Origin of the sequence: Nonomuraea pusilla (assembly GCF_900109355.1) — a bacterium.
GTDB lineage: Bacteria > Actinomycetota > Actinomycetes > Streptosporangiales > Streptosporangiaceae > Nonomuraea > Nonomuraea pusilla.
In genome coordinates, this window is record NZ_FOBF01000014.1 from 169,623 (window position 1) to 190,024 (window position 20,402).

The following is a 20,402-nucleotide window of genomic DNA, read 5'->3' on the forward strand; positions in this document are numbered from 1 at the left end:
AAGGGTCAGCCGACCGCGCCGGCCTTGACGATGAGGTCGGCCAGTTCGGTCACCATCGGGTCCTCGGCCTCCCGGGCCAGGCGGGCGGCGTGCTCGCGCAGCGTGGGCAGGTCGAAGCCGAGGCCCTCGCGGTCACGCAGGTAGCCGGCGAAGGCGGCGGCGACGAGGTCCACCTGGAGCCGCAGCGGCGCCTTCTCCCAGACCGACCCGGCCAGGTCGCCCGACCCGATCGACGCCGACGCCTCGGCCGCGGCCCGGGTGTCGGGGTCCTGCCAGCGCACGGTCGCCTGGGCGAGCTGCCCGCTCGCGCCGGGCTTGAGCCGTACCAGGTAGAGGGCGGTCACGGAGTGGCCGGGGCCGATCTCGCCGCCGTCGCGGCCGTCGTCGCGGAACTCCTCGGCGGACATGGTCCTGTTGTCGTAGCCGACGAGCCGGTAGCTCTCGACGACGGACGGGTTGAAGACGACCTGCGCCTTGGCGTCGCGCGCCCGCAGCTCGATCGTGGCGGGCAGGCGGGTGACGAAGACGTTCTCGGCCTCCTCGGCGGAGCTGACGTAGACGGCGGCGCCGTCGCCGTTGTCGGCGAGCTGCTCCATCAGCTCGTCGCCGTACTCCCGGCCCACGCCGACGGTGAGCAGGGCGATCTTCCGCGCGGCGTGCTCCTTGACCCGGTCGAGGATGGCCTGCCAGGCGGTCTCGCCCTGGTTGGCGAGGCCGTCGGAGAGCAGGATGACGCGGTTGGTGGCGGCGGGCCGGTACGCCCTGGCGGCCTCCTGGTACCCGGCGACGATGCCGGACTCCAGGTCGGTGCCGCCGGAGACGGTGAGCTCGTCCACGGCGGAGTGCAGCTCGTCGCGGGCGGCGAGGGGCGTCATGGAGGCGAGCAGCCTGGCGTCGTCGCTGAAGGCGACGATCGAGACCTGGTCGCCGGGGGCGAGCTGGTCGAGCAGCCGGTGCAGGGCCTGCTTGACCAGGTCGAGGCGGCCGGGCTCGGCCATGGAGCCGGAGACGTCGACGACGAAGGTGAGGTTCGCGGGGCGCCGGGCGGCGGCGCTGGACTCGCGGGTCTGCAGGCCGACGCGCAGCACGGCCTGGTCGCGTCCGGGGAGCCTGGCGCCGTCGGCGTGGACGGCGAACCCGTCGTCGGACGGCTGGCGGTAGTCCTGCCTGAAGGCGTTCACGAACTCCTCGGGCCTGACCTCGGCCGGCGCGGGCCAGCGGCCCTCCTGCAGGCTGCGGCGGGCGTAGCCGTAGGAAGCGGTGTCCACGTCGAGGGCGAAGGTGGAGATCTGCGCGGTCTCCGTGTCGGTCTCCGTGTCGGTCTCTCTGTCGGTCTCTCTGCCGGTCTCTCTGCCGGTCTCTCTGCCGGTCTCTCCGCTGGTCTCCGTCTCGGTCTCGTCCTTCTGCCGGGCGTCCTGCTCCTGGCTCGCGCTCGCCCGGGGCACGGGCTGCCCGTGGTGCTCGCCGGACGCGGGGGCGCGTTCGGCGCTGTGGCCGCCGGAGCCGCCTGCGCCGCCGCACCCGGCCACAAGGACCAAAACTCCGAATAACGCGGCACCAGCGGCTAATGGACGAAATTTCATCTCAACCACCATCTCAACCACCTCCGTGCCGTTTGACGGAGTGCGATATCCCGCGGCCTGGCCGGTGACGCAAGCGAGCGCAAACCGCGACCACGACGTGATCAGAGATGACAAATTCAGTGATCACTTGTAACAAATGGTGCAAATGAGGTAGGCATGACTGCCATGCGCGTCTACCTGGGCCTGGCCGCGAAGCAGGAGAGAATACCGGCCCCCGTCCTCGACCGGGTCCGGGCCGCCGCCGAGACGGCCTTTCCCGTGCCTCCCGAAGTGATCAGAGGCCGTGAGTGGCACGGCCGCGGAGTCTCACTCTTCGCCTGGACCAACGAGCCCGACGACTCCCGTCAGCCGCCGCTGCTGAGCGCGCACGGCGACCGGATCGTCGGGGTCGACGGCCACCTGGCCGACCCGGCGGACGCGTCCCGGCTGCCCGACGACACCGTCGGCGGCTGCTTCTCCGCCTGGATCGCCGCCGACGGGCGCCTGACGGCGAGCACCGCGATCAACCGCGTGTGCCCCGTCTTCCACGCCGAGACGCCCGAACTGCACATCGTGGGCAGCAGGGCGCTGCTGGTGCACCTGGCGGCCCGGCCCGACGACCGGGTGGAGCACGACGTGCTCGCCCTGCAGTGGATGGTCAGGCAGGGGTTCTTCCTGTCGGACGAGACCCCGTACAAGGGGGTGACGGCGCTGCGCCCGAACTCCCGCCTGGACGTGCGGGAGGGCAGGCGCGAGATCACCGAGACGCCGCTGCCGACGGCGGCTCCCCCGCCGACGTCGCCCCGCGCCAAGCGGAGGGCCGTCTCGGAGCTGGCCGACGCGCTGCTCGCCACCGTCGCCCCGCTGCGCGACCTCGGCGAGCCGGTCAACCTGGCGCTGACCGGCGGGCGCGACCCACGCGTGCTCGCGGCGCTGCTGCACGCCGCGAAGGTGCCGTTCCGCGTCACGACCAACGGGCTCGACACCCATCCCGACGTGATCATCGCCAGGGAGATCGCGGCCAGGCTGAAGGTGCCGCACACCGTCATCGCTCCCCCGCAGACCGCCCAGAAGGACGCCGTGCTGGTGGAGCACCCGCTGGGCCGCGCCTGGGAGACGCTGCGCACCTGCGAGGGCATGACCTCCGCGTACGAGTCGATCGTGAGCTACCTGCCGTACTCCGGCAGGCCGACGATCGCGGGGCAGAGCGGCGAGACGCTGCGGGCGGGCGGCCTGAACCTGCTCCAGACCGACCTGAGCGAGAGAGCGCTGCGGCGCCGGATCAGCACGACGTTCGGCAAGGACGAGAAGCTGTTCACCGACGCGGCCAACGAGCACGCCCGGGAGCTGGCCAGGCCGTGGCTGGCGCACCCCGACCCGCTGGAGGCGCTCGACCACATCTACGTCTGGTACGAGGTCGGCCGGTGGCAGGCCGGCGCCAGGGCGGGGTCGCTGCGGCGCGGCGACCCGGTGCGGCCGTTCCTCGACAACCGGGTGGTGCGCGCGGCGCTCGGCCTCGACCAGGCGTGGCGGCTGTCGGAGGAAGTGATCTACACGCTCGTCCTGAGGTTCGCCCCGAAGCTGCGGGACGTCCTGATCGAAGGCAGGCCGTGGCGGTTCGCCGAGGGCATGACCAAGCGCCGGCCCTGGTCGCGGCTGCCCGCGGGCAACCTGCCCACCGTGCGGACGGGCGGGGGCTGGAGCTGGCGGACCAGCCCCGGCCCCGCCCTGACCGACGCGCTGCGGGAGCAGGTGCTCGGCAGCCTGGACGCCCTCGCCCCGATCGTCCGGCCCGACGAGGTGCGCGCCCTGTTCGCCGACCGCGTCGTGGCCAGGCCGGCGCTGGCCTGGCACCTCTACACGGTCAGCACGCTGCTCACCGGCCTGTACCCGGGCAAGCAGCCCGAGGGCCTGGAGGAGATCAGGGTTTCCAGGCCGGATCCCGGCCGATGAGCCCGAGGAGCCTGTCGAAGGCCGGCGCCTCGGCGGGCACCTCCACCTCGGGGCCGAACGCGCCCCGCTCCCTGCCCATCGGCGCCATCTGCCTGGCGAAGGGCAGGAGCTCGGCGACGGCGTCCTCGGGCGCCTCGTAGGGGCGGCCGGTCGCCCTCGCCAGGTCCCAGCCGTGGACGACCAGGTCGGTGAGGCACATGTGGGCGAGCACCGGCTTCGGCAGGCCCATGCCGGGGCTCACGCCCTCCCACGCCTCCGGCCGCTCCCACGCGGCGATCATCCGCTGGGCGCGCTCGGGGAAGTCGCCGCTGTACTCCCCCTGGGCCGGGGGCTCCTCGCCCCGCCCGGCGGACTCGAACATCGAGGCCACCCACTCCAGGTGGGCGAGCACGCCCTTGACGTCGTACTCGCTGCAGGGGGTGGGGAGCGTGAGCTCGTCGTCGCGGATGCTCCGCACCAGGGCCGAGGTGCGCTCGGCCGCGTCCTTCATCATCGGCAGCAGGTTCATGGAGTCAAGGATGCCAGGGCCCGGTCCTCGACCCGCGTACGCACGGCGAGCAGCGCGGCGTTGGCCGCGGTGAAGGCGAGCGCGGTGATCCAGGCGGTGTGGACGAGCGGCAGCGCGAACCCCTCCACGACGACGGCCAGGTAGTTGGGGTGGCGCAGCCACCGGTAGGGCCCGCCGGTCACCCGCGGAAGGCCGGGCACGACGACGACCCGGGTGTTCCACTGGCGGCCCAGCGTGGCGATGCACCACCAGCGCAGCCCCTGGGCGAGCAGCACGGCCGCGAGCATGGGCCAGCCGAGCGCCGGGACGAAGGGGCGGCCGAGCAGCCACACCTCGGCGGGCGCGGCGGCCAGGAGCGCGACGTGGGCGGCCACGATCAGCGGGTAGTGGCCTCTGCCGTGCTCGACGCCGCCCCTCGCCCGCGACCAGGCGAGGTTGCGGCGGGCCACCGCCAGCTCGGCCAGCCGTTCGAGCACGACCAGCCCGATCAGGACGAGGTAGGCGGCCATCGCGCGCTCACCAGTGCAGCAGCAGCGTCTCGGAGGAGAACCCGGGGCCGAGCGCCATGAGCACGGCCGGCCGCCCGGGACGGCCCTTGGTGTGCTGGAGCACGTCCAGCACCGAGACCGACGACAGGTTGCCGTGCTCGGCGAGCGAGCGCCTGGTGACGTCCACGGCGTGCGGGGGCAGGCCGAGGGTCTGCGCGATCGTGTCGATGACCTTGGGGCCGCCCGGGTGGCACACCCAGGTCGGCACCTGATCGGGGGTCAGGCCGTGGTCGGCGAGGAAGGCTCTGATGTCGCCGGCGAGCACCTGCTCGACGAAGGCGGGCAGGCCGGCGTCGAGGACGATGCGGAAGCCGTGCTCGCCGATCTCCCAGCCCATCAGGTGCTCGGTGCCGGGGTAGAGCGTGCTGCGGGTGGCGACGACCTCGGGGCCCGGCCCGCGCCCGGTGGCGACGACGGCGCCCGCGCCGTCGCCGAACAGGGCGCTCGCGACGAGGTTGGCGACGGAGGTGTCGTCGCGCTGGATGGTGAGGGAGCACAGCTCGACGCAGACGAGCGCGGCGACGTGGCCCGGCCAGCCGCGCAGGTAGTCGTGGAGCCTCGACAGCCCGGACGCGCCCGCCGCGCAGCCCAGGCCGAACACCGGCACCCGTTTGACGTCGGCCCGCAGGCCCATCCGCCGGGCGAGCCTGGCGTCGAGCGAGGGCGTGGCCAGGCCGGTCGTGGAGCAGAACACGAGGTGGTCGACGCGCTCGGGCGGCACGCCTGCCTTGTCCAGCGCGCCGGAGAGCGCCTGCTCGGCCAGGTCGAGCGCGGCCTCGACGTAGGCGGCGTTGGCGCGGCCGAAGGAGTCGAGCTTGGGGTAGTCGTCGATCGGGAGCGCGAGGTGGCGCCCCTGGACGCCCGTCGCGGCGTGGAAGCGCCGCAGGATCTCCTCGTCGGCGTGGGTCAACCGGGAGAACGCCTCCGTGATCTCCGCCTGCGTGTAGCGGTGAACCGGTAGAACGGCCTGTACTCCCGAGATGTGCATGCGTGTCCTCTGCCCGAGACGGCCGCGCCTAACATGCCCCGCCCGGATGACCCGCCGTACGACCTGCCGGGATGTCCGGAGGCGCCGGAGCTGGTGCGGCCGGTCACGGCTAGCATGCGGTCATGCTGCTGCCCGCCCCCGGGCGCCTCCACACCGTCGCCGTGCTGGCCTTCGACGGGATGGCGCCGTTCGAGCTCGGCTGCGTGGTGGAGTTCTTCGCGCTGCCGCGTCCCGAGCTGGACGTCCCCTGGTACGACCTGCGGGTCTGCGCGGAGACGCGCGAGCCGCTCAGGGTGGTCGGCGGGTTCACGATGCGGGCGGAGCACGGCCTCGACGTCCTGGCGGGGGCCGACACGGTGGTCGTGCCGGGCGTGGCCGACGTGCGGGGGCAGGTTCCCGCCGCCGTGATCGGGGCGCTGCGGCTGGCGCACGCGCGCGGCGCCCGGATGGTGTCGATCTGCTCGGGGGCGTTCGCGCTGGCCGCCGCCGGGCTGCTCGACGGGCGCGAGGCCACCACCCACTGGAGGTACGCCGACCTGCTGCGGCGCCGCTTCCCCGAGGTGCGGGTCAACCCCTCGGTGCTGTACGTCGACGGCGGCGACGTGCTGACCAGCGCGGGCAGCGCGGCCGGGCTCGACCTGCTGGTGCACCTCGTCCGCCGCGACCACGGGCCGAACGTCGCCAACGCGGTGGCCCGCCGCCTGGTCATCGCGCCGCACAGGGAGGGCGGCCAGGCGCAGTTCATCGAGGCCGCGGTGCCGCCGGTCGAGGACGACGACCCGGTGGGCAGGGCGATGGCGTGGGCGCTCGGCCACCTGTCCGAGCCGATCGCGGTGGCGGATCTGGCGCGGGCGGCGCACCTGTCGGAGCGCTCGTTCGTCAGGCACTTCAGGCGGCGCACCGGCACGAGCCCGCTGCGCTGGGTGATCTCGCAGCGGGTGGCGGCCAGCCTGGCCATGCTGGAGTCGACGGACGCGCCGGTGGAGGCGATCGGCGCGGCGGTCGGGTTCGAGAGCCCGGCGACGTTCCGCCACCACTTCACCAGGACGATGCGCACCTCCCCGTCGGCCTACCGCCGCGCGTTCGCCGGCTGACCGGGCCCGGCGCGGGTGGCGGGCGCGTAGGACATTTGTCATGCCGAGCTCAGGATCGATGACACGTCACAGGCGGGCCGCGCGAGCCGACCATCGAGGACATGCGACGAATCCTTCCCGCCCTCGGGCTCGCCCTCCTGTCCCCCCTGGTCGCGGAGTTCCTGCTCGGCGACTTCCCGCTGACGCACCTGCCCTTCCTCGTCATGCTGGCCCCCACGTACGGCGGCGCCGCCGTGGTGATCCGCGAGGTCGCCCGCAGGAAGGGGCTCGGCTGGCCGGCCATCGTCCTGATGGCGCTCGCCTACGGCGTGCTGGAGGAGGGCGTCATGACGATGTCGCTGTTCAACCCGGACTACGCGGGGCAGCGCCTGCTCGACCCCGGCTACGTGCCGTTCCTCGGCATCGGGGTGCCGTGGACGCTGTTCGTGCTCGGCCTGCACACGGTCTGGAGCGTGTGCGTGCCGATCGCGCTGGTGGAGGAGCTGGCGGGTGACAGGCGCACCACGCCGTGGCTGGGCCGCGCCGGGCTCGGCGTCACGGCGGCGCTCGCGACGCTCGGCGCGGTGGCGGTCACCGTGTTCTCCTACGGCAACGGCCACTTCCTCGCGTCGGCCCCGCAGCTCACGGCCGTGGCCGTGATCGTGGCCGGGCTCGTCGCCGCCGCGTTCCGCCTGCCGTCGGCGCCGCCCGCCCCCGGCAGGGCGGCGCCGTCGCCGTGGACGGTGTTCACGGCGGCGCTGGCGGCGGGCGGCCTGTTCGAACTGTCCACGCTGGCCGACCTGCCCGTGTGGGCGGTGATCGCGACGCTCGCCGCGGCCGAGGCCGGCATCGCGGTGCTGGTGCTGCGCTGGTCGGCGGGGCGCGGCTGGGGCGGCGGGCACCGCGTGGCGCTGGCCGGCGGCGCGCTGCTCACCTACGCCTGGCACGCCTTCTTCAGCGGCCCGCTGGTGCCGACGACGCCCGCGATGAACCTCGCCAGCCACGTCGTGTTCGGCGCGGGCGCGGTGGCGCTGCTGCTGGTCGCCGCCCGCCGCACCGCCCGCCGCACCCTCCGCGTTCAGAGCCGGTAGTCGAAGGTGTACGCGTGGGAGCCGTCGGGCGCGATGGCGATGTCCATCGCGCCCCGCAGCCCGCGCAGCTCCCCGGTGGCCGAGTCGGGCACGACCGTGATGCGCAGCGACTGCTCCCCGCGGTCGCTGACCGCGTCGTGCTGCACCACGAAGCTGCCCGCCCGCCCGTGCAGTCTGCCCTCGATCCGCTCCATGGCGACGTACGAGCGGGAGTCCTCGACCGGCGTCGCGGCCACCATGAGCGTGACGACGCTCGTGGCCTCCAGGTCCCCGTGGAAGGTCTTGGTCATGGTGACGAGCCCCAGGGAGACGCCGTCACGCTCGTGGAACGGCGGCTTCGGGTCCCAGCCCGCGGTGTCGAAGGGGCCTTTCGCGATGGTCATGCCGCCATCGTGCCGGACGTACCTGTCAGGCCCCGTCAGGTTCTCCCCCGCGTCCTCAGGTTCCGGCCAGCAGTCCGACGACGGGCGCCAAGGCGTCGAGGTACTGGGCGCTCACCGAGACGTACGAGATGCCGAGCCTGTCGCGCCGCCGGCTCAGCGTGTCGGCCATCTCCTGCGGGGAGCCCTTGAGCACGCCGACGCCGCCGGGCGCGAGCCGCGGCATCCAGGCGGGCGGCTCGTCGCCGACGGCGTGCAGGTTGAGGTTCAGCTCCAGCGCGTGGAAGCGGTCGCCGGCCAGTTCGTACAGCTCGTCGAGCTTGGCGGCCACCTGCTCCTCGCTGACGTTCGGCGGCAGGCCGAGCGCCACCGTGTCGGCCTTGCGCGCCGCCAGCCGCAGCAGCCGGGCGCCGGCGGCCGCGACGAGGAGCCGGACGTCCGGGGCGGCGTCCCTGACGGCGTCGGCGGTGCGGGACAGCCGCTCGATACGCTCCCCGGGCGTGCCGAAGGGCATGCCGAGCCGGGCGGCGTCCTCCTCCGCGCCGGGCCGGCCGGCGCCGAGGCCGAGCTCGAATCGGCCGGAGCTGAGCGCCCTCAGAGTGGCGGCCTCCCAGGCGACGTGCTCGGGCGCCCGGTTGGGCGCGCTGAGCACGAACGTCCCGACCCGCAGCGTGGTGGTGACCGCCGCCGCGGCCGCGGCGGCGGCGAACGGCGAGAGCGTGTGGAGCGTGTCGGGGATCAGCAGCGTCGCGTAGCCGGCGCTCTCGGCGCGGCGGGCGAGGGAGGTCCAGGCGGCGGAGTCGGAGGCGTGTCCGGCGACGACCCCGAAACGGAACGGGTGATCGGTCATGTCTCCCACGATCGCGGACCGGCCCGGCGGGCACATCGTCCGCCGGGCGGTGGGCCGCTACGCCGCCGGGAGCAGGCCCGAGGGCCGCGCTACTCCCCCAGCAGTAGCGACAGGAAGGCGTTGCCGAAGACGCCCTTCGGGTCGTGGCGCCCGACCAGCTCGCGGAAGCCGTCGGGGCACGGGTACCTGCGGGTGAACAGCTTGCCCCAGTGGGGCCGCGGGTCGAACGGGGCGAGGACGTCCTCGACCAGCTCGATCACCGGCAGCACCGCGGCCGGGTCCTTGACCCAGGTGAAGTGGACGCCGATGCTGTCGCGACCGCGGAACGGGCTGAGCCACAGGTCGTCGGCGGCGACGGCGCGGACCTCCGACACCTGCAGCACGGGCCTGATCCTGTCGCCGGCGGCGTACAGCTCGCGCAGCGCCTGCGCCGCGAACGCCCTGGGCAGCGCGAACTCCGACTGCAGCTCGTCGCCCGCGCTGCTCGGCGGCGCGTCGTGGCGGAAGTGCGGCAGCCGCTCGTGCCAGGGGCCCGGCGCGCCGAGCTGCGCGGTGCAGCTCCCCGGCGGCATGCCGGGCACGGGGTGGCGCGGCCCGTCCGCGAGCCGGGTGCCCGGCCAGGGGGCCCGCTCCAGCTCGTCGCGGCGCTTGACCCAGGCGCGGGTGGCCCGCCAGTCGGTGAAGAGGCTGACGCTGTAGCCGCTCGCCATGACCTCGTCGAGCCCGGCGTCGGCGGGGACGTCCTCGACCACGTACTGGCGCAGCTCGAAGGCCGGGACGAGGTCGAGCGTGAGCGAGGTGACGACGCCGAGCGCGCCGAGCGCCACCACCATGCCGGGGAAGTCGGGGTCGCCGCGCTTCACGGACACCACCGAGCCGTCGGCCGTGACGAGGTCGAGCCCGCGGACGGCGGCCGACAGGCTCTGGTTGCGCTCGCCCGACCCGTGCGTGCCGGTGGCGACGGAGCCCGCGACCGAGATGTGCGGCAGCGACGCCAGGTTGGCGAGCGCGAAGCCGGCCGCGTCCAGCCGGGTGGCGAGCCGCGCGTACGTCATGCCCGCCGGCACCCGCGCGCACGCGGCCGCGGTGTCGATCTCGACGCCGCCGGCGCGGGTCTCCGGCAGGCGGTCGAGGACGACCAGGTCGCCGGGCCCGTCGGCCACGTCGTTGAACGAGTGCCCGCTGCCCAGGGCGCGGACCCGCTCGCCCCGCGCGACGATCCGCCTGAGCTCGTCGAGCGAGGTCGGATGGTGGACGTTCCTCGCCCGGAACGTGGTGTTCCCTGCCCAGTTGGTCAGCGTCACGGCCTCACCCTTCCATACGGCGGCTGCCGCGGGGAGGGGCTCCCGGCGCCGCCAGGGAGCCCCCGGGAGCCCCTTCGTGTCACAGGCCCTGCGCGAGCCGGTAGTACGCCTGGTTCCAGCGCAGTTCCCTGGTGAACCGCTCGGTGGTCGTGTCGGCGTCGATGACCAGCAGCTCCACGCCCAGCATGTCGGCCAGGTCGATCAGCTCCTCGCGGCCCACCGCCGTGGACAGCACCGTGTGGTGCGGCGCGCCCGCCGTCAGCCACGACTCGGTGGACGTGCGCAGGTTCGGGCGGGGCCGCCACACCGCGCGGGCCACGGGCAGCTTCGGCAGCGGCTCGGGCGGGGCCACGAGGTCGATCTCGTTGGCCACCAGCCGGAACCTGTCGCCCATGTCGGCCAGGCCCACGACGACGCCCGCCCCGGGCTCGGCGTCGAACACCAGCCTGACCGGGTCCTCCCTGCCGCCGATGCCGAGCGGGTGGATCTCGCAGGACGGCGTGCCCGCGGCGATCGACGGGCAGACCTCCAGCATGTGCGCGCCGAGGATGAGCTCGTTGCCCGGCGTCAGGTCGTAGGTGTAGTCCTCCATGAACGACGTGCCGCCGCCCGGGGCCATCGCCTTGAGCGTGCGCAGCAGCACCGACGTCTTCCAATCGCCCTCGCCGCCGAAGCCGTAGCCGTCGGCCATGAGCCGCTGCACGGCCAGGCCGGGGAGCTGGCGCAGGCCGCCGAGGTCCTCGAAGTTGGTCGTGAACGCGCGGAAACCGCCCGACTCCAGGAAGGCACGCAGGCCCAGCTCGACGCGCGCGGCGTAGCGCAGCGACTCGTGCCGCTCGCCCAGCAGCTCCGGCGCGACCCTGTACTGCTCGGCGTAGTCCTTGACCAGCGCGGTCACGTCGGGGTCCGACGCGGCGTCCACGGCCTCGACCAGGTCGTTGACGCCGTAGGTGTTGACCGACACGCCGAAGCGCAGCTGCGCCTCGACCTTGTCGCCCTCGGTGACGGCCACGTCGCGCATGTTGTCGCCGAACCTGGCCAGCTTCAGCGTCCGCAGCTCCGCCAGGCCGGTGGCGGCCCGCGTCCAGGTGAGGACGCGCGCCGCCACCGCCGGGTCGCTGACGTGCCCGGCCACGGTCTTGCGCGGCACGCCGAGGCGCGTCTGGATGAACCCGAACTCGCGGTCGCCGTGCGCGGCCTGGTTGAGGTTCATGAAGTCCATGTCGATGGAGCTCCACGGCAGCTCCACGTTGGCCTGCGTGTGCAGGTGGAGCAGCGGCTTGCGCAGCGCGTCCAGCCCGGCGATCCACATCTTGGCCGGGGAGAAGGTGTGCATCCAGGCGATGACGCCCGCGCACGAGTCGTCGGCGTTCGCCTCCAGCATGACGCGCCTGATGGCGGCGGCGTCGGTCAGCACCGGCTTCCACTCCACGGGCATCGGGAGCTGCTCCGCGATGCGCCGGGACTGCTCGGCCACCTGGCGCAGCGTGTCCTCGCCGTACAGCCCCTGGCTGCCGGTCAGAAACCAGATGTTCAACGCGGGCTCCTCTGTCCATAGACGTTCTGGTAGCGGTCGTAGAGCCGGTCGACGTCGTCCCGCGCGATCGGCAGCGGCGTGCCGAGCTGCCGGGCGACGTGCACGGTCCTCGCGACGTCCTCGCACATCACGGCCGCCTTGACGGCGGCCTTCGGGTCCTTGCCGATGCTGAAGACGCCGTGGTTCCGCATGAGCACCGCCGGTGAGCGGTGCCCCTTCAGGGTGGAGACGACGCCCTGGCCGATCGAGTCGTCGCCGATCAGGGCGAACGGGCCGACCGGGATCTCGCCGCCGAACTCGTCGGCCATCGCGGTCAGCACGCAGGGCACGGACTCTCCGCGCGCCGCCCAGGCCGAGGCGTAGGTGGAGTGCGTGTGGACGACGCCCCCCACCTCGGGCATGTTGCGGTAGACGTAGGCGTGCGCGGCCGTGTCGCTGGAGGGCGCGTGCGCGCCCTCGACCAGGTCGCCGTCCAGGTCGCACACGACCATGTTCTCCGGCGACAGCTCGTCGTAGGAGACCCCGGACGGCTTGATGACGAACAGCTCCTCGCCGGGGACGCGCCCCGAGACGTTGCCCGCCGTCCAGGCGACCAGGCCGTAGCGCACCAGCTCGGCGTGCAGGTCGCTAACGACCTTCCGCATCGCGTCGACGTTCATGCGCGGGCCTCGTTCCTGATGGCGCGCAGCGTGTGCAGCATCCGTCCGTCTCCCAGGTGGTCGTGCAGGTTCTTGTACTCGGCGTAGAGCCGGTCGTAGGCGTCGGCCCGCGCCGGGTCGGGGGTGTACGCGGCCTCGGTGCGCTTGCCCATCGCGGCGGCGGCCGGCTCGATGCCGTCGTACGCCCCGGCGGCGACGGCGGCGTGGATGGCGGAGCCCAGCGCGGGGCCCTGGTCGGAGCCGATGACCGACAGGGGGCGGCGCAGCACGTCGGCGTAGACCTGCATGAGGAAGGGGTTCTTCAGCAGGCCGCCCGCGACGACGAACTCCTCGACGGGCACGCCCGACGCCTCGAACGTCTCGACGATCACGCGGGCGCCGTACGCGGTGGCCTCGATGAGGGCGCGGTAGACGTCCTCGGGCCGGGTGGCGAGGGTCTGGCCGACGACGACGCCGGACAGGTTGTGGTCGACGAGCACGGAGCGGTTGCCGCCGAACCAGTCGAGCGCGACGAGCCCGTGCTCGCCGACCGCCTGCCGCTCGGCGAGCGAGGTGAGGTACTCGTGGACGTTCATGCCCTGCTCGCGCGCCCGCTCGGTGTACGAGGCCGGCACGAACGACTCGACGAACCAGGCGAAGACGTCGCCGACTGCCGACTGGCCCGCCTCGTAGCCCCACAGGCCGGGCACGATGCCGTCGCGCACCACGCCGCACATGCCGGGCACCTCGGCGAGCCGGTCGCTCGGCATGATGTGGCAGGTGGACGTCCCCATGATGGCGACCATCTGGCCGGGCCGGACGGCGTCGGCCGCGGCGGCCGTGACGTGGGCGTCCACGTTGCCGACGGCGACGGCGACGCCCTCGGGCAGGCCGGTCCAGGCGGCGGCCTCGGCGGTCAGGCGTCCGGCGAGCCCGCCGAGCGGGGCGAGCCTGACTCCCGCCGGGCCGGTCTTCTCGCCGACCTCGCCGGTGGCGAGCTTGCCGGCGAACCCGGCGAAGGCGGGGTCGAGCTGGGCGAGGAACTCCTCGGACGGGTAGGAGCCGTCCTGGAAGACGCCCTTGTAGCCGGCGGTGCAGATGTTGCGGCTCTCGACGCCGGTGAGCCGCCAGACGATCCAGTCGGCGGCCTCGATCCAGCGCTCGGCGCGGGCGTAGACCTCGGGGGCCTCCTCCAGCACCTGCAGGGCCTTGGCGAACTCCCACTCGGAGGAGATCCTGCCGCCGTACCGGGGGAGCCAGCTCTCGCCGCGCCGGGCGGCGAGCTCGTTGATGCGGTCGGCGTGCGGCTGGGCGGCGTGGTGCTTCCACAGCTTGGGCCAGGCGTGCGACACGTCGGGGGTCTCGAAGCACAGGGGGGTGCCGTCGGCGGTGGCGGGCAGCACGGTGCAGGCGGTGAAGTCGGTGCCGATGCCGATGACGTCCTCGGGGGCGACGCCGGCGGCGGCGAGTGCCTCGGGCACGGCCACGCGCAGAACGTCGAGCCAGTCCTGCGGGGACTGCAGCGCCCAGTCGGGGCCGAGGCGGCGGCCCGAGGGCAGGGCCTGCTCCATCACCCGGTGGGCGTACTCGTGCACGGCGCTGCCGAGCTCCTCGCCGTCGGAGACGCGGACGACCACGGCACGTCCTGACAGCGTGCCGAAGTCGACTCCGACCACGCAATTGTTAGCGTTCACATTCAACTCCAGGAGTTCCTACGGGGGGACGGGCCATGCGTTGCTACCGGACGCGGGCCGTGCTGGACCTGACCACCAGGCTCGGCGGGACCACCAGCCGCTCGTACGCCGACAGGCCCGCGTCGATCTGGCGCAGCAGCAGCTCGATGCTGTGCCTGCCGACCACGTCGAAGTCCTGCCTGACCGTGGTGAGCGGCGGCGAGAAGAACTCGGACTCGGGGATGTCGTCGAAGCCGACGATGCTGATCTGCTCCGGCACCCGCACCCCCTTCTCCGTCAGCGCCCGCAGCACGCCGAGCGCCATCTGGTCGTTGGCCGCGAACACGGCGGTGACGCCCCGCATCGCGGCCAGGCTCTTGCCCGCCTCGTAGCCCGCGCGCGGACTCCAGTCGCCCGCCAGCGGCTCAGGCACGGGACGGCCGGCCTCCTCCAGCACCGAGCGCCAGCCCTCGATGCGGCCCTCGGACTCCATCCAGTCGGCGGGGCCGCTGACGTGCCAGACCGTCTCGTGGCCGAGGTCGAGCAGGTGCCGGGTCGCGAGCCTGGCGCCCTCGACCTGGTCGATGCAGACCTCGGGCACGCCCGTGGTGTGCGAGCCCTCGACCGCCACCGCCGGCAGGCCCTGCGGGAGGCTCTCCAGGGCCCGGCCCGCCGAGCGCTGCGGCGCGATCACCACGACGCCGTCGACCCCCTGCTCGGCCAGGTAGTCGATGGCGTCGCGGACGTTCGCCGCGTCGAGCGACTTCAGGCTGACGATGCTGACGAAGTAGCCGGCCGTCCTGGCCGCCTGCTCGATGCCGTACATCATGCTGGCCGGGCCGTACAGGGTGGTGTCGAAGCTCACCACGCCGAGCGTCCTCGACCGCTTGGTGACCAGGGCGCGGGCGACCAGGTTGCGCCGGTAGCCCAGCCGGGAGATCGCCGCCTCGACCCGGGCGCGGGTGTCGGGGCGGACGTTCGGGTGGTCGTTGAGCACCCGGGAGACCGTCTGGTGCGAGACGCCCGCCTCCCTTGCCACGTCGGCCATGACGGGCAGGCGACGCTCGGTGCTCGATGCCACGGTCTCTCCTCTCACTGCCTGCCCCTGGATCGTAGTGCCGATCAGCGACCGGCGCCCGCCCGGCGCTTGGTCCAGACGTCGAACGCGACGGCGGCCAGCAGCACGGCGCCCTTGACCAGCATCACCCGCTCGCTCGGCGAGCCGATCAGCGACATCCCGTTGTTGATCACCGCCATGATGAGGCCGCCGGTGATCGCGCCCACCACCTTGCCGACGCCGCCCTGGACGGCCGCGCCGCCGATGAAGGCCGCCGCGATCGCGTCGAGCTCGAAGCTGTTGCCCGCGGTCGGGCCCGCCTGGTTGAGCCTTCCGGCGAAGATGATGCCCGCGACGGCCGACAGGACACCCATGTTCACGAAGATCCAGAAGACGACCTGCTTGACCTTGACGCCGGACATCACGGCCGCCTGCAGGTTGCCGCCGATGGCGTAGACGCGCCGGCCGAACACCGTGCGGTTGGCCATCAGCGAGTACGCCAGCACCAGGATCGCCAGCAGCACCAGCACCCACGGCAGGTTCTTGAACCTGGCCAGCTGCACCACCAGGAAGAGGATGAGCGCGGCGCCCGCCGCCATCTTCACGGCGAACAGCGCGATCGGGTCCACCTCCTGCCCGTAGCCCGCGCGGGCCTTGCGGGTGCGCCACTGCGCGGCCACCATGCCGGCGACCGCGATCAGGCCGACGAGGAGGCTGAACAGGTCGGCGCCGCCCAGCGGGCCGAGGCCGACGTTGCCGAGGTAGCCGTCGGTGAAGCCGTTGGCCAGCGTGCGCACCGCGTCGGGGAACGGGCCGATGCCCTGGTTGCCGAGCACGGTGAGGGTGAGCGCCCGGAACAGCAGCATGCCGGCGAGCGTCACGATGAACGCCGGGATGCCGAAGTACGCGACCCAGAAGCCCTGCCAGGCGCCGATCAGGCCGCCCGCCACGACGGTGATCGCCAGCGCGAGCGGCCAGGCCACGCCCATGTTCACCATGAGCACGGCCGCCAGCGCGCCCGTCACCGCCACCACCGAGCCGACCGACAGGTCGATGTGCCCGGCGATGATGATGAGGATCATCCCGATCGCCAGGATCAGCACGTACGAGTTCTGGACGATGATGTTGGAGATGTTCTGCGGCTGGAGCAGCGCGCCGTCCGTCAGCACGGAGAACAGCAGGACGATGAGCGCGAAGGCGATGTAGATGCCGCTCGCGCGCAGGTTCAGCGACAGTCCGCCCAGCGACACCCGGCCCGGCCGCCGCGGCTCTCCCGGCCCGTCGCCCGCGGTGCCGACCTGCACGTCGGCGGGCGTGATGCTGCTCATGGGAGCTACTCCTGTCCCTTGGTCATGAGGTACATGAGGCGTTCCTGCGTCGCCTCCCGGCGCGGCACCTCACCGGTGATCCGGCCCTCTGCGAGTGTGTAGACGCGGTCGCACAGACCGAGCAGCTCCGGCAGCTCCGAAGAGATCACCAGAACCGCCTTCCCCTGGTCGGCCAGGCTGTTGATGATCGTGTAGATCTCGTACTTGGCGCCGACGTCGATGCCGCGCGTGGGCTCGTCGAGGATGAGCACGTCAGGCTCGGTGAGGATCCACTTCGACAGCACGACCTTCTGCTGGTTGCCGCCGCTGAGCTTGCCGACGACGCTCGACACGCCGGGCGCCTTGATGTTCATGCTCTTGTGGAACTCGCGGGCGACGCGGTACTCCTCGTGCTCGTCCACCCAGCCGCGCCTCGACAGCCCGGCCAGCCCGGCCGCCGAGATGTTGCGCTTGATGTCCTCGATGAGGTTGAGCCCGTACCGCTTGCGGTCCTCGGTGGCGTACGCGATGCCGTGCCTGATCGCGTCCTGGACGGTGCGGATCTCGATCGGCCGGCCGTCCTTGAAGATCCTGCCGGAGATGCCGACGCCGTAGGCGCGGCCGAAGACGCTCATGGCCAGCTCGGTGCGGCCGGCGCCCATGAGGCCGGCCAGGCCGACGATCTCGCCTCGGCGCAGCGTGAGCGACGCGCCGTCCACGACCTTCCTGCCGGGCTGGCTCGGGCTGTGGACCGTCCAGTCCTCGACGCGCAGCACCTCGTCGCCGATCGTCGGCTCGTGCGGCGGGAACCGGTTGTCCAGGGCGCGGCCCACCATGCCGGAGATGATGCGGTCCTCGGTGACGTCGTCGCCCGCCAGGTCGAGGGTCTCGATCGTGCGTCCGTCGCGGATGATCGTGACGGAGTCGGCGATGGCGGTCACCTCGTTGAGCTTGTGCGAGATGATCACGCAGGTGATGCCCTCGTCGCGCAGCCCGCGCAGCAGGTCGAGCAGGTGCGCGGAGTCCTCGTCGTTGAGCGCGGCGGTCGGCTCGTCGAGGATGAGGAGCTTGACCTCCTTCGACAGCGCCTTGGCGATCTCGACGAGCTGCTGCTTGCCCACGCCGATGTCCGAGATCGAGGTCACCGGGTTCTCACGCAGGCCGACCCGCCGCATCAGCTCGCCGGCCTCGTAGTTCGTACGGTTCCAGTCGATGAAGCCGCGGGTGGCCCGCTCGTTGCCGAGGAAGATGTTCTCGGCGATGGACAGCTGCGGGCTGAGCGCCAGCTCCTGGTGGATGATGACGATGCCGGCCCTCTCGCTGTCGCGGATGCCGCCGAAGCGGCACACCTCGCCGTCGAAGCGGATCTCGCCCTCGTACGTGCCGTGCGGGTACACGCCTGACAGCACCTTCATCAGCGTCGACTTACCGGCGCCGTTCTCGCCGCAGATGGCGTGGATCTCGCCCCTTCTGACGGAGAGCGTGACGTCCTGCAGCGCCTTGACACCGGGGAACGTCTTGGTGATCCCGCTCATCCGCAGGATGTGGTCGTCCATGTCTTCTGGCCCCTCGGTCGGGGGCCCCGGGGACGCGCCGTCCCCGGGGCGCTTCCCTTACTTGAGCTGGTCCTCGGTGTAGTAGCCGCTGCCGACGATGACGTCCTTGTAGTTGCTCTTGTCCACGATGACCGGGTCGAGCAGGTACGAGGGGACGACCTTGTTGCCGTTGTCGTAGTCCTTGGTGTTGTTCACCTCGGGCTTGCCGCCCTTGAGCACGGCGTCGGCCATCTTGACCGTCTGCTCGGCGAGCTTGCGGGTGTCCTTGAAGATCGTGGAGTACTGCTCGCCGGCGACGATGGACTTCACGGAGGCGAGTTCGGCGTCCTGGCCGGTCACGATCGGGTAGGGCTGGCCGCCGGTGCCGTAGCCGGAGCTCTTGAGCGCCGACAGGATGCCGATCGACAGGCCGTCGTACGGCGAGAGCACGCCGTCCACCTTCGCGCCGCTGGCGTAGGTCTTGGTGAGGATGTCCTCCATGCGCTTCTGCGCGGTGGCGGGGTCCCAGCGCAGGATGGCGGCCTGCTTGAAGTCGGTCTGGCCGCTCTTGACCACGACGGTGCCGTCGTCGATCTTCGGCTTGAGCACCGACATGGCGCCGTTCCAGAAGAACGTGGCGTTGTTGTCGTCGGGCGAGCCGCCGAACAGCTCGACGTTGAACGGGCCCTTCTCGCCGTCCTCGACGCCGAGGCCCTTCAGCAGCGAGGTGGCCTGCTGGACGCCGACCTTGAAGTTGTCGAAGGTGGCGTAGTAGTCGACGTTCGGGCTGTTGCGGATGAGCCGGTCGTAGGCGATGACCGGGATCTTGTTGTCGGCGGCCTGCTGGAGCTGGCTGGTGATCGCCGTGCCGTCGATCGAGGCGATGATCAGGAGCTTGGCGCCCTTGGTGATCTGGTTCTCGATCTGGTTGGCCTGCGTGGGGATGTCGTTCTCGGCGTACTGGAGGTCGACCTTGTAGCCCAGCTTCTCCAGTTGCGACTTGACGTTGTCGCCGTCGTGGATCCAGCGCTCGGACGACTTCGTCGGCATCGTGACGCCGATGAGCGCGCCGGCGCTCCCGGCGGCGGCGGAGCCGGTGGCCTCGGCGTCCACCGTCTTCTGGCTGGAGCCACAGGCCGTCATGGTCGCGGCGAGGGCGATGACCGACACCACGCCCCCGATTCGTCCCAACCTCATGTGCGTCTCCTGGGGGTTGCGGGGCAGCTCGGCCGACGGCGGCTGCCGGGGGGATGACCGACGAGATCGATCACGAACATGACCGACCGAACAGAATTCGCCGTTGGTACCCGCTGATTGTTATCGCTAACAATGGCGCTGTCAACGGCCCCTGACAACCTCACGGAAACCTTCGGGTAACGCCCCGTCCGACATCCCCGCAGGTCAGAGCCCTGGCGGGCAGAGATCGGCCGCTCGGACGGGGTGGACGCGCCCCCTGATCAGGCCGTCAGGCCGGGACCACCCGGTAGTGCGTGGTCACCCGGCCGCCGTCGTCCAGGACGTGGAAGGCGAGCGCCGGCGGGAGCTCGTGGTCCAGGCAGCCGCGCGACGACGGCCCCAGCTCCCACGGCAGCAGCAGCGTCGAGACGACACCCGGCGCGACCAGCAGCGGCCGGCCCGCGAACGTCGTCGCCGCCGCCGTGTGCGCATGGCCCACCAGGACGGCCGCCACGTTCTCGTGCCCGGCCACCAGCTCGGCCAGCCGGCCGTCGTCACGCAGCATGATGCCGTCCAGGAACGGGCTGTGCAGCGGCGCCGGCGGGTGGTGGAACGCCACGAACACCGGCAGGTCGCTCCCGTCCAGCACCTCGCCCAGCCAGTCCAGCGTCTCGCCGTCCAGCCGCCCCGCCGCCTCGCCCGGCACCGACGAGTCGCACAGCGCGTAGACGGCCTTCTCCGTGCGGTACACCTGGTTCACCGGGCCCGGGGCGGGCTCCTCCCCCCGCAGCACCCGCCGGAACTCCTCCCGCACGTCGTGGTTTCCCGGGCAGACGAACACCGGGTGGCGCGACGCCAGCAGCTTGGCCGCCTCCTCGTACTCGGCGGGGCTGCCGTGGTCGGCGATGTCCCCGGTGACCAGCACGGCGTCCAGGTCGTGCGGGAGGGCGTCCAGGTAGCGCAGCACGGCGGCGGCGCGCGGGGCGGCCCGCTCGGTCGCGCCGATGTGGATGTCGCTGACGTGAGCGATCACGATCATGTGCGGGTCCTTTCCCTGGATGCCCGCCCGCGCCGGCCGCGGACAGGGCCGACGCCGACGTTACGCCGCGGCCGGACCCTTCACGAGATCCGGTCCCGGCCCACGGTCCCGCCCGGGGTGGCGGCCCGGCCACGCGGTCGCCTGGGGTGGCGGCCCGGCCGCGCGCTGCCGCTCCCCCGCCCG

At 72.6% G+C, this 20,402-nt stretch carries 18 protein-coding genes; 3 read left to right on the plus strand and 15 right to left on the minus strand.

Annotated features, from left to right (window positions below):
- Positions 1-5: 5 nt before the first annotated feature.
- Positions 6-1,529 (minus strand): vWA domain-containing protein, encoded by a 1,524-nt coding sequence (locus BMX74_RS27010; protein WP_256257283.1) that lies wholly within the window; start codon positions 1,527-1,529, stop codon positions 6-8.
- Positions 1,530-1,739: 210 nt separating this feature from the next.
- Here BMX74_RS27010 and BMX74_RS27015 point away from each other — a divergent pair, with 210 nt between their 5' ends.
- Complete coding sequence (locus tag BMX74_RS27015; RefSeq protein WP_091103535.1) at positions 1,740-3,515, plus strand: asparagine synthetase B family protein; 1,776 nt, start codon at positions 1,740-1,742, stop codon at positions 3,513-3,515.
- Here BMX74_RS27015 and BMX74_RS27020 read toward each other — a convergent pair.
- From BMX74_RS27020 to BMX74_RS27030, 3 genes are read right to left on the minus strand one after another with little or no spacing between them, the layout of a single operon-like run.
- The gene (locus BMX74_RS27020) at positions 3,484-4,023 is read right to left on the minus strand and encodes a TIGR03086 family metal-binding protein (RefSeq protein WP_091103537.1); all 540 of its coding nucleotides are present in this window, start codon (positions 4,021-4,023) and stop codon (positions 3,484-3,486) included. The genes BMX74_RS27015 and BMX74_RS27020 overlap by 32 nt on opposite strands.
- A complete protein-coding gene (locus tag BMX74_RS27025; protein ID WP_055506222.1) occupies positions 4,020-4,532 on the minus strand; it encodes an isoprenylcysteine carboxyl methyltransferase family protein in 513 nt (170 codons plus the stop codon). The genes BMX74_RS27020 and BMX74_RS27025 overlap by 4 nt, the downstream gene beginning before the upstream one ends.
- Before the next feature lie 7 nt (positions 4,533-4,539).
- Complete coding sequence (locus tag BMX74_RS27030) at positions 4,540-5,559, minus strand: type III polyketide synthase (RefSeq protein WP_055506223.1); 1,020 nt, start codon at positions 5,557-5,559, stop codon at positions 4,540-4,542.
- Positions 5,560-5,681: 122 nt separating this feature from the next.
- Here BMX74_RS27030 and BMX74_RS27035 point away from each other — a divergent pair, with 122 nt between their 5' ends.
- Entirely contained in the window at positions 5,682-6,653 is a 972-nt protein-coding gene (locus BMX74_RS27035; protein ID WP_091103539.1) for a helix-turn-helix domain-containing protein, read from the plus strand.
- A gap of 101 nt (positions 6,654-6,754) precedes the next feature.
- Positions 6,755-7,723, plus strand: coding sequence for a hypothetical protein (locus tag BMX74_RS27040; protein WP_091103540.1), 969 nt, complete (start codon positions 6,755-6,757; stop codon positions 7,721-7,723).
- Here the strand turns inward: BMX74_RS27040 and BMX74_RS27045 are convergent.
- The 11 genes from BMX74_RS27045 to BMX74_RS27095 all read right to left on the minus strand — a co-directional run bounded on the left by BMX74_RS27045 (position 7,711) and on the right by BMX74_RS27095 (position 20,219).
- The gene (locus BMX74_RS27045) at positions 7,711-8,106 is read right to left on the minus strand and encodes a DUF3224 domain-containing protein (RefSeq protein ID WP_055506226.1); all 396 of its coding nucleotides are present in this window, start codon (positions 8,104-8,106) and stop codon (positions 7,711-7,713) included. The two genes, BMX74_RS27040 and BMX74_RS27045, sit on opposite strands and share 13 nt — an antisense overlap.
- Positions 8,107-8,161: 55 nt before the next feature.
- A complete protein-coding gene (locus tag BMX74_RS27050) occupies positions 8,162-8,953 on the minus strand; it encodes an LLM class flavin-dependent oxidoreductase (protein ID WP_055506227.1) in 792 nt (263 codons plus the stop codon).
- 89 nt (positions 8,954-9,042) lie between these two features.
- Positions 9,043-10,257, minus strand: a complete 1,215-nt coding sequence (locus BMX74_RS27055) for an FAD-binding protein (protein ID WP_055506228.1) — start codon at positions 10,255-10,257, stop codon at positions 9,043-9,045.
- A 79-nt stretch (positions 10,258-10,336) separates the two neighbouring features.
- Positions 10,337-11,794 (minus strand): L-arabinose isomerase, encoded by a 1,458-nt coding sequence (gene araA / locus BMX74_RS27060; RefSeq protein WP_091103542.1) that lies wholly within the window; start codon positions 11,792-11,794, stop codon positions 10,337-10,339.
- On the minus strand, positions 11,791-12,438 hold the full coding sequence (locus BMX74_RS27065) for an L-ribulose-5-phosphate 4-epimerase (protein WP_201784708.1): 648 nt from the start codon (positions 12,436-12,438) through the stop codon (positions 11,791-11,793). The genes araA and BMX74_RS27065 overlap by 4 nt, the downstream gene beginning before the upstream one ends.
- Positions 12,439-12,449: 11 nt before the next feature.
- Positions 12,450-14,108, minus strand: coding sequence for a ribulokinase (gene araB / locus BMX74_RS27070; protein ID WP_218154076.1), 1,659 nt, complete (start codon positions 14,106-14,108; stop codon positions 12,450-12,452).
- 61 nt (positions 14,109-14,169) lie between these two features.
- Positions 14,170-15,153, minus strand: a complete 984-nt coding sequence (locus tag BMX74_RS27075; protein ID WP_201784709.1) for a LacI family DNA-binding transcriptional regulator — start codon at positions 15,151-15,153, stop codon at positions 14,170-14,172.
- Positions 15,154-15,227: 74 nt separating this feature from the next.
- Entirely contained in the window at positions 15,228-16,490 is a 1,263-nt protein-coding gene (gene mmsB, locus BMX74_RS27080) for a multiple monosaccharide ABC transporter permease (RefSeq protein ID WP_218154071.1), read from the minus strand.
- 5 nt (positions 16,491-16,495) lie between these two features.
- Positions 16,496-18,025 (minus strand): multiple monosaccharide ABC transporter ATP-binding protein, encoded by a 1,530-nt coding sequence (mmsA, locus tag BMX74_RS27085; RefSeq protein WP_091103545.1) that lies wholly within the window; start codon positions 18,023-18,025, stop codon positions 16,496-16,498.
- 57 nt (positions 18,026-18,082) lie between these two features.
- The gene (gene chvE, locus BMX74_RS27090) at positions 18,083-19,201 is read right to left on the minus strand and encodes a multiple monosaccharide ABC transporter substrate-binding protein (RefSeq protein WP_091103547.1); all 1,119 of its coding nucleotides are present in this window, start codon (positions 19,199-19,201) and stop codon (positions 18,083-18,085) included.
- 268 nt (positions 19,202-19,469) lie between these two features.
- The gene (locus tag BMX74_RS27095) at positions 19,470-20,219 is read right to left on the minus strand and encodes a metallophosphoesterase (RefSeq protein ID WP_055506235.1); all 750 of its coding nucleotides are present in this window, start codon (positions 20,217-20,219) and stop codon (positions 19,470-19,472) included.
- Positions 20,220-20,402 lie beyond the last annotated feature (183 nt).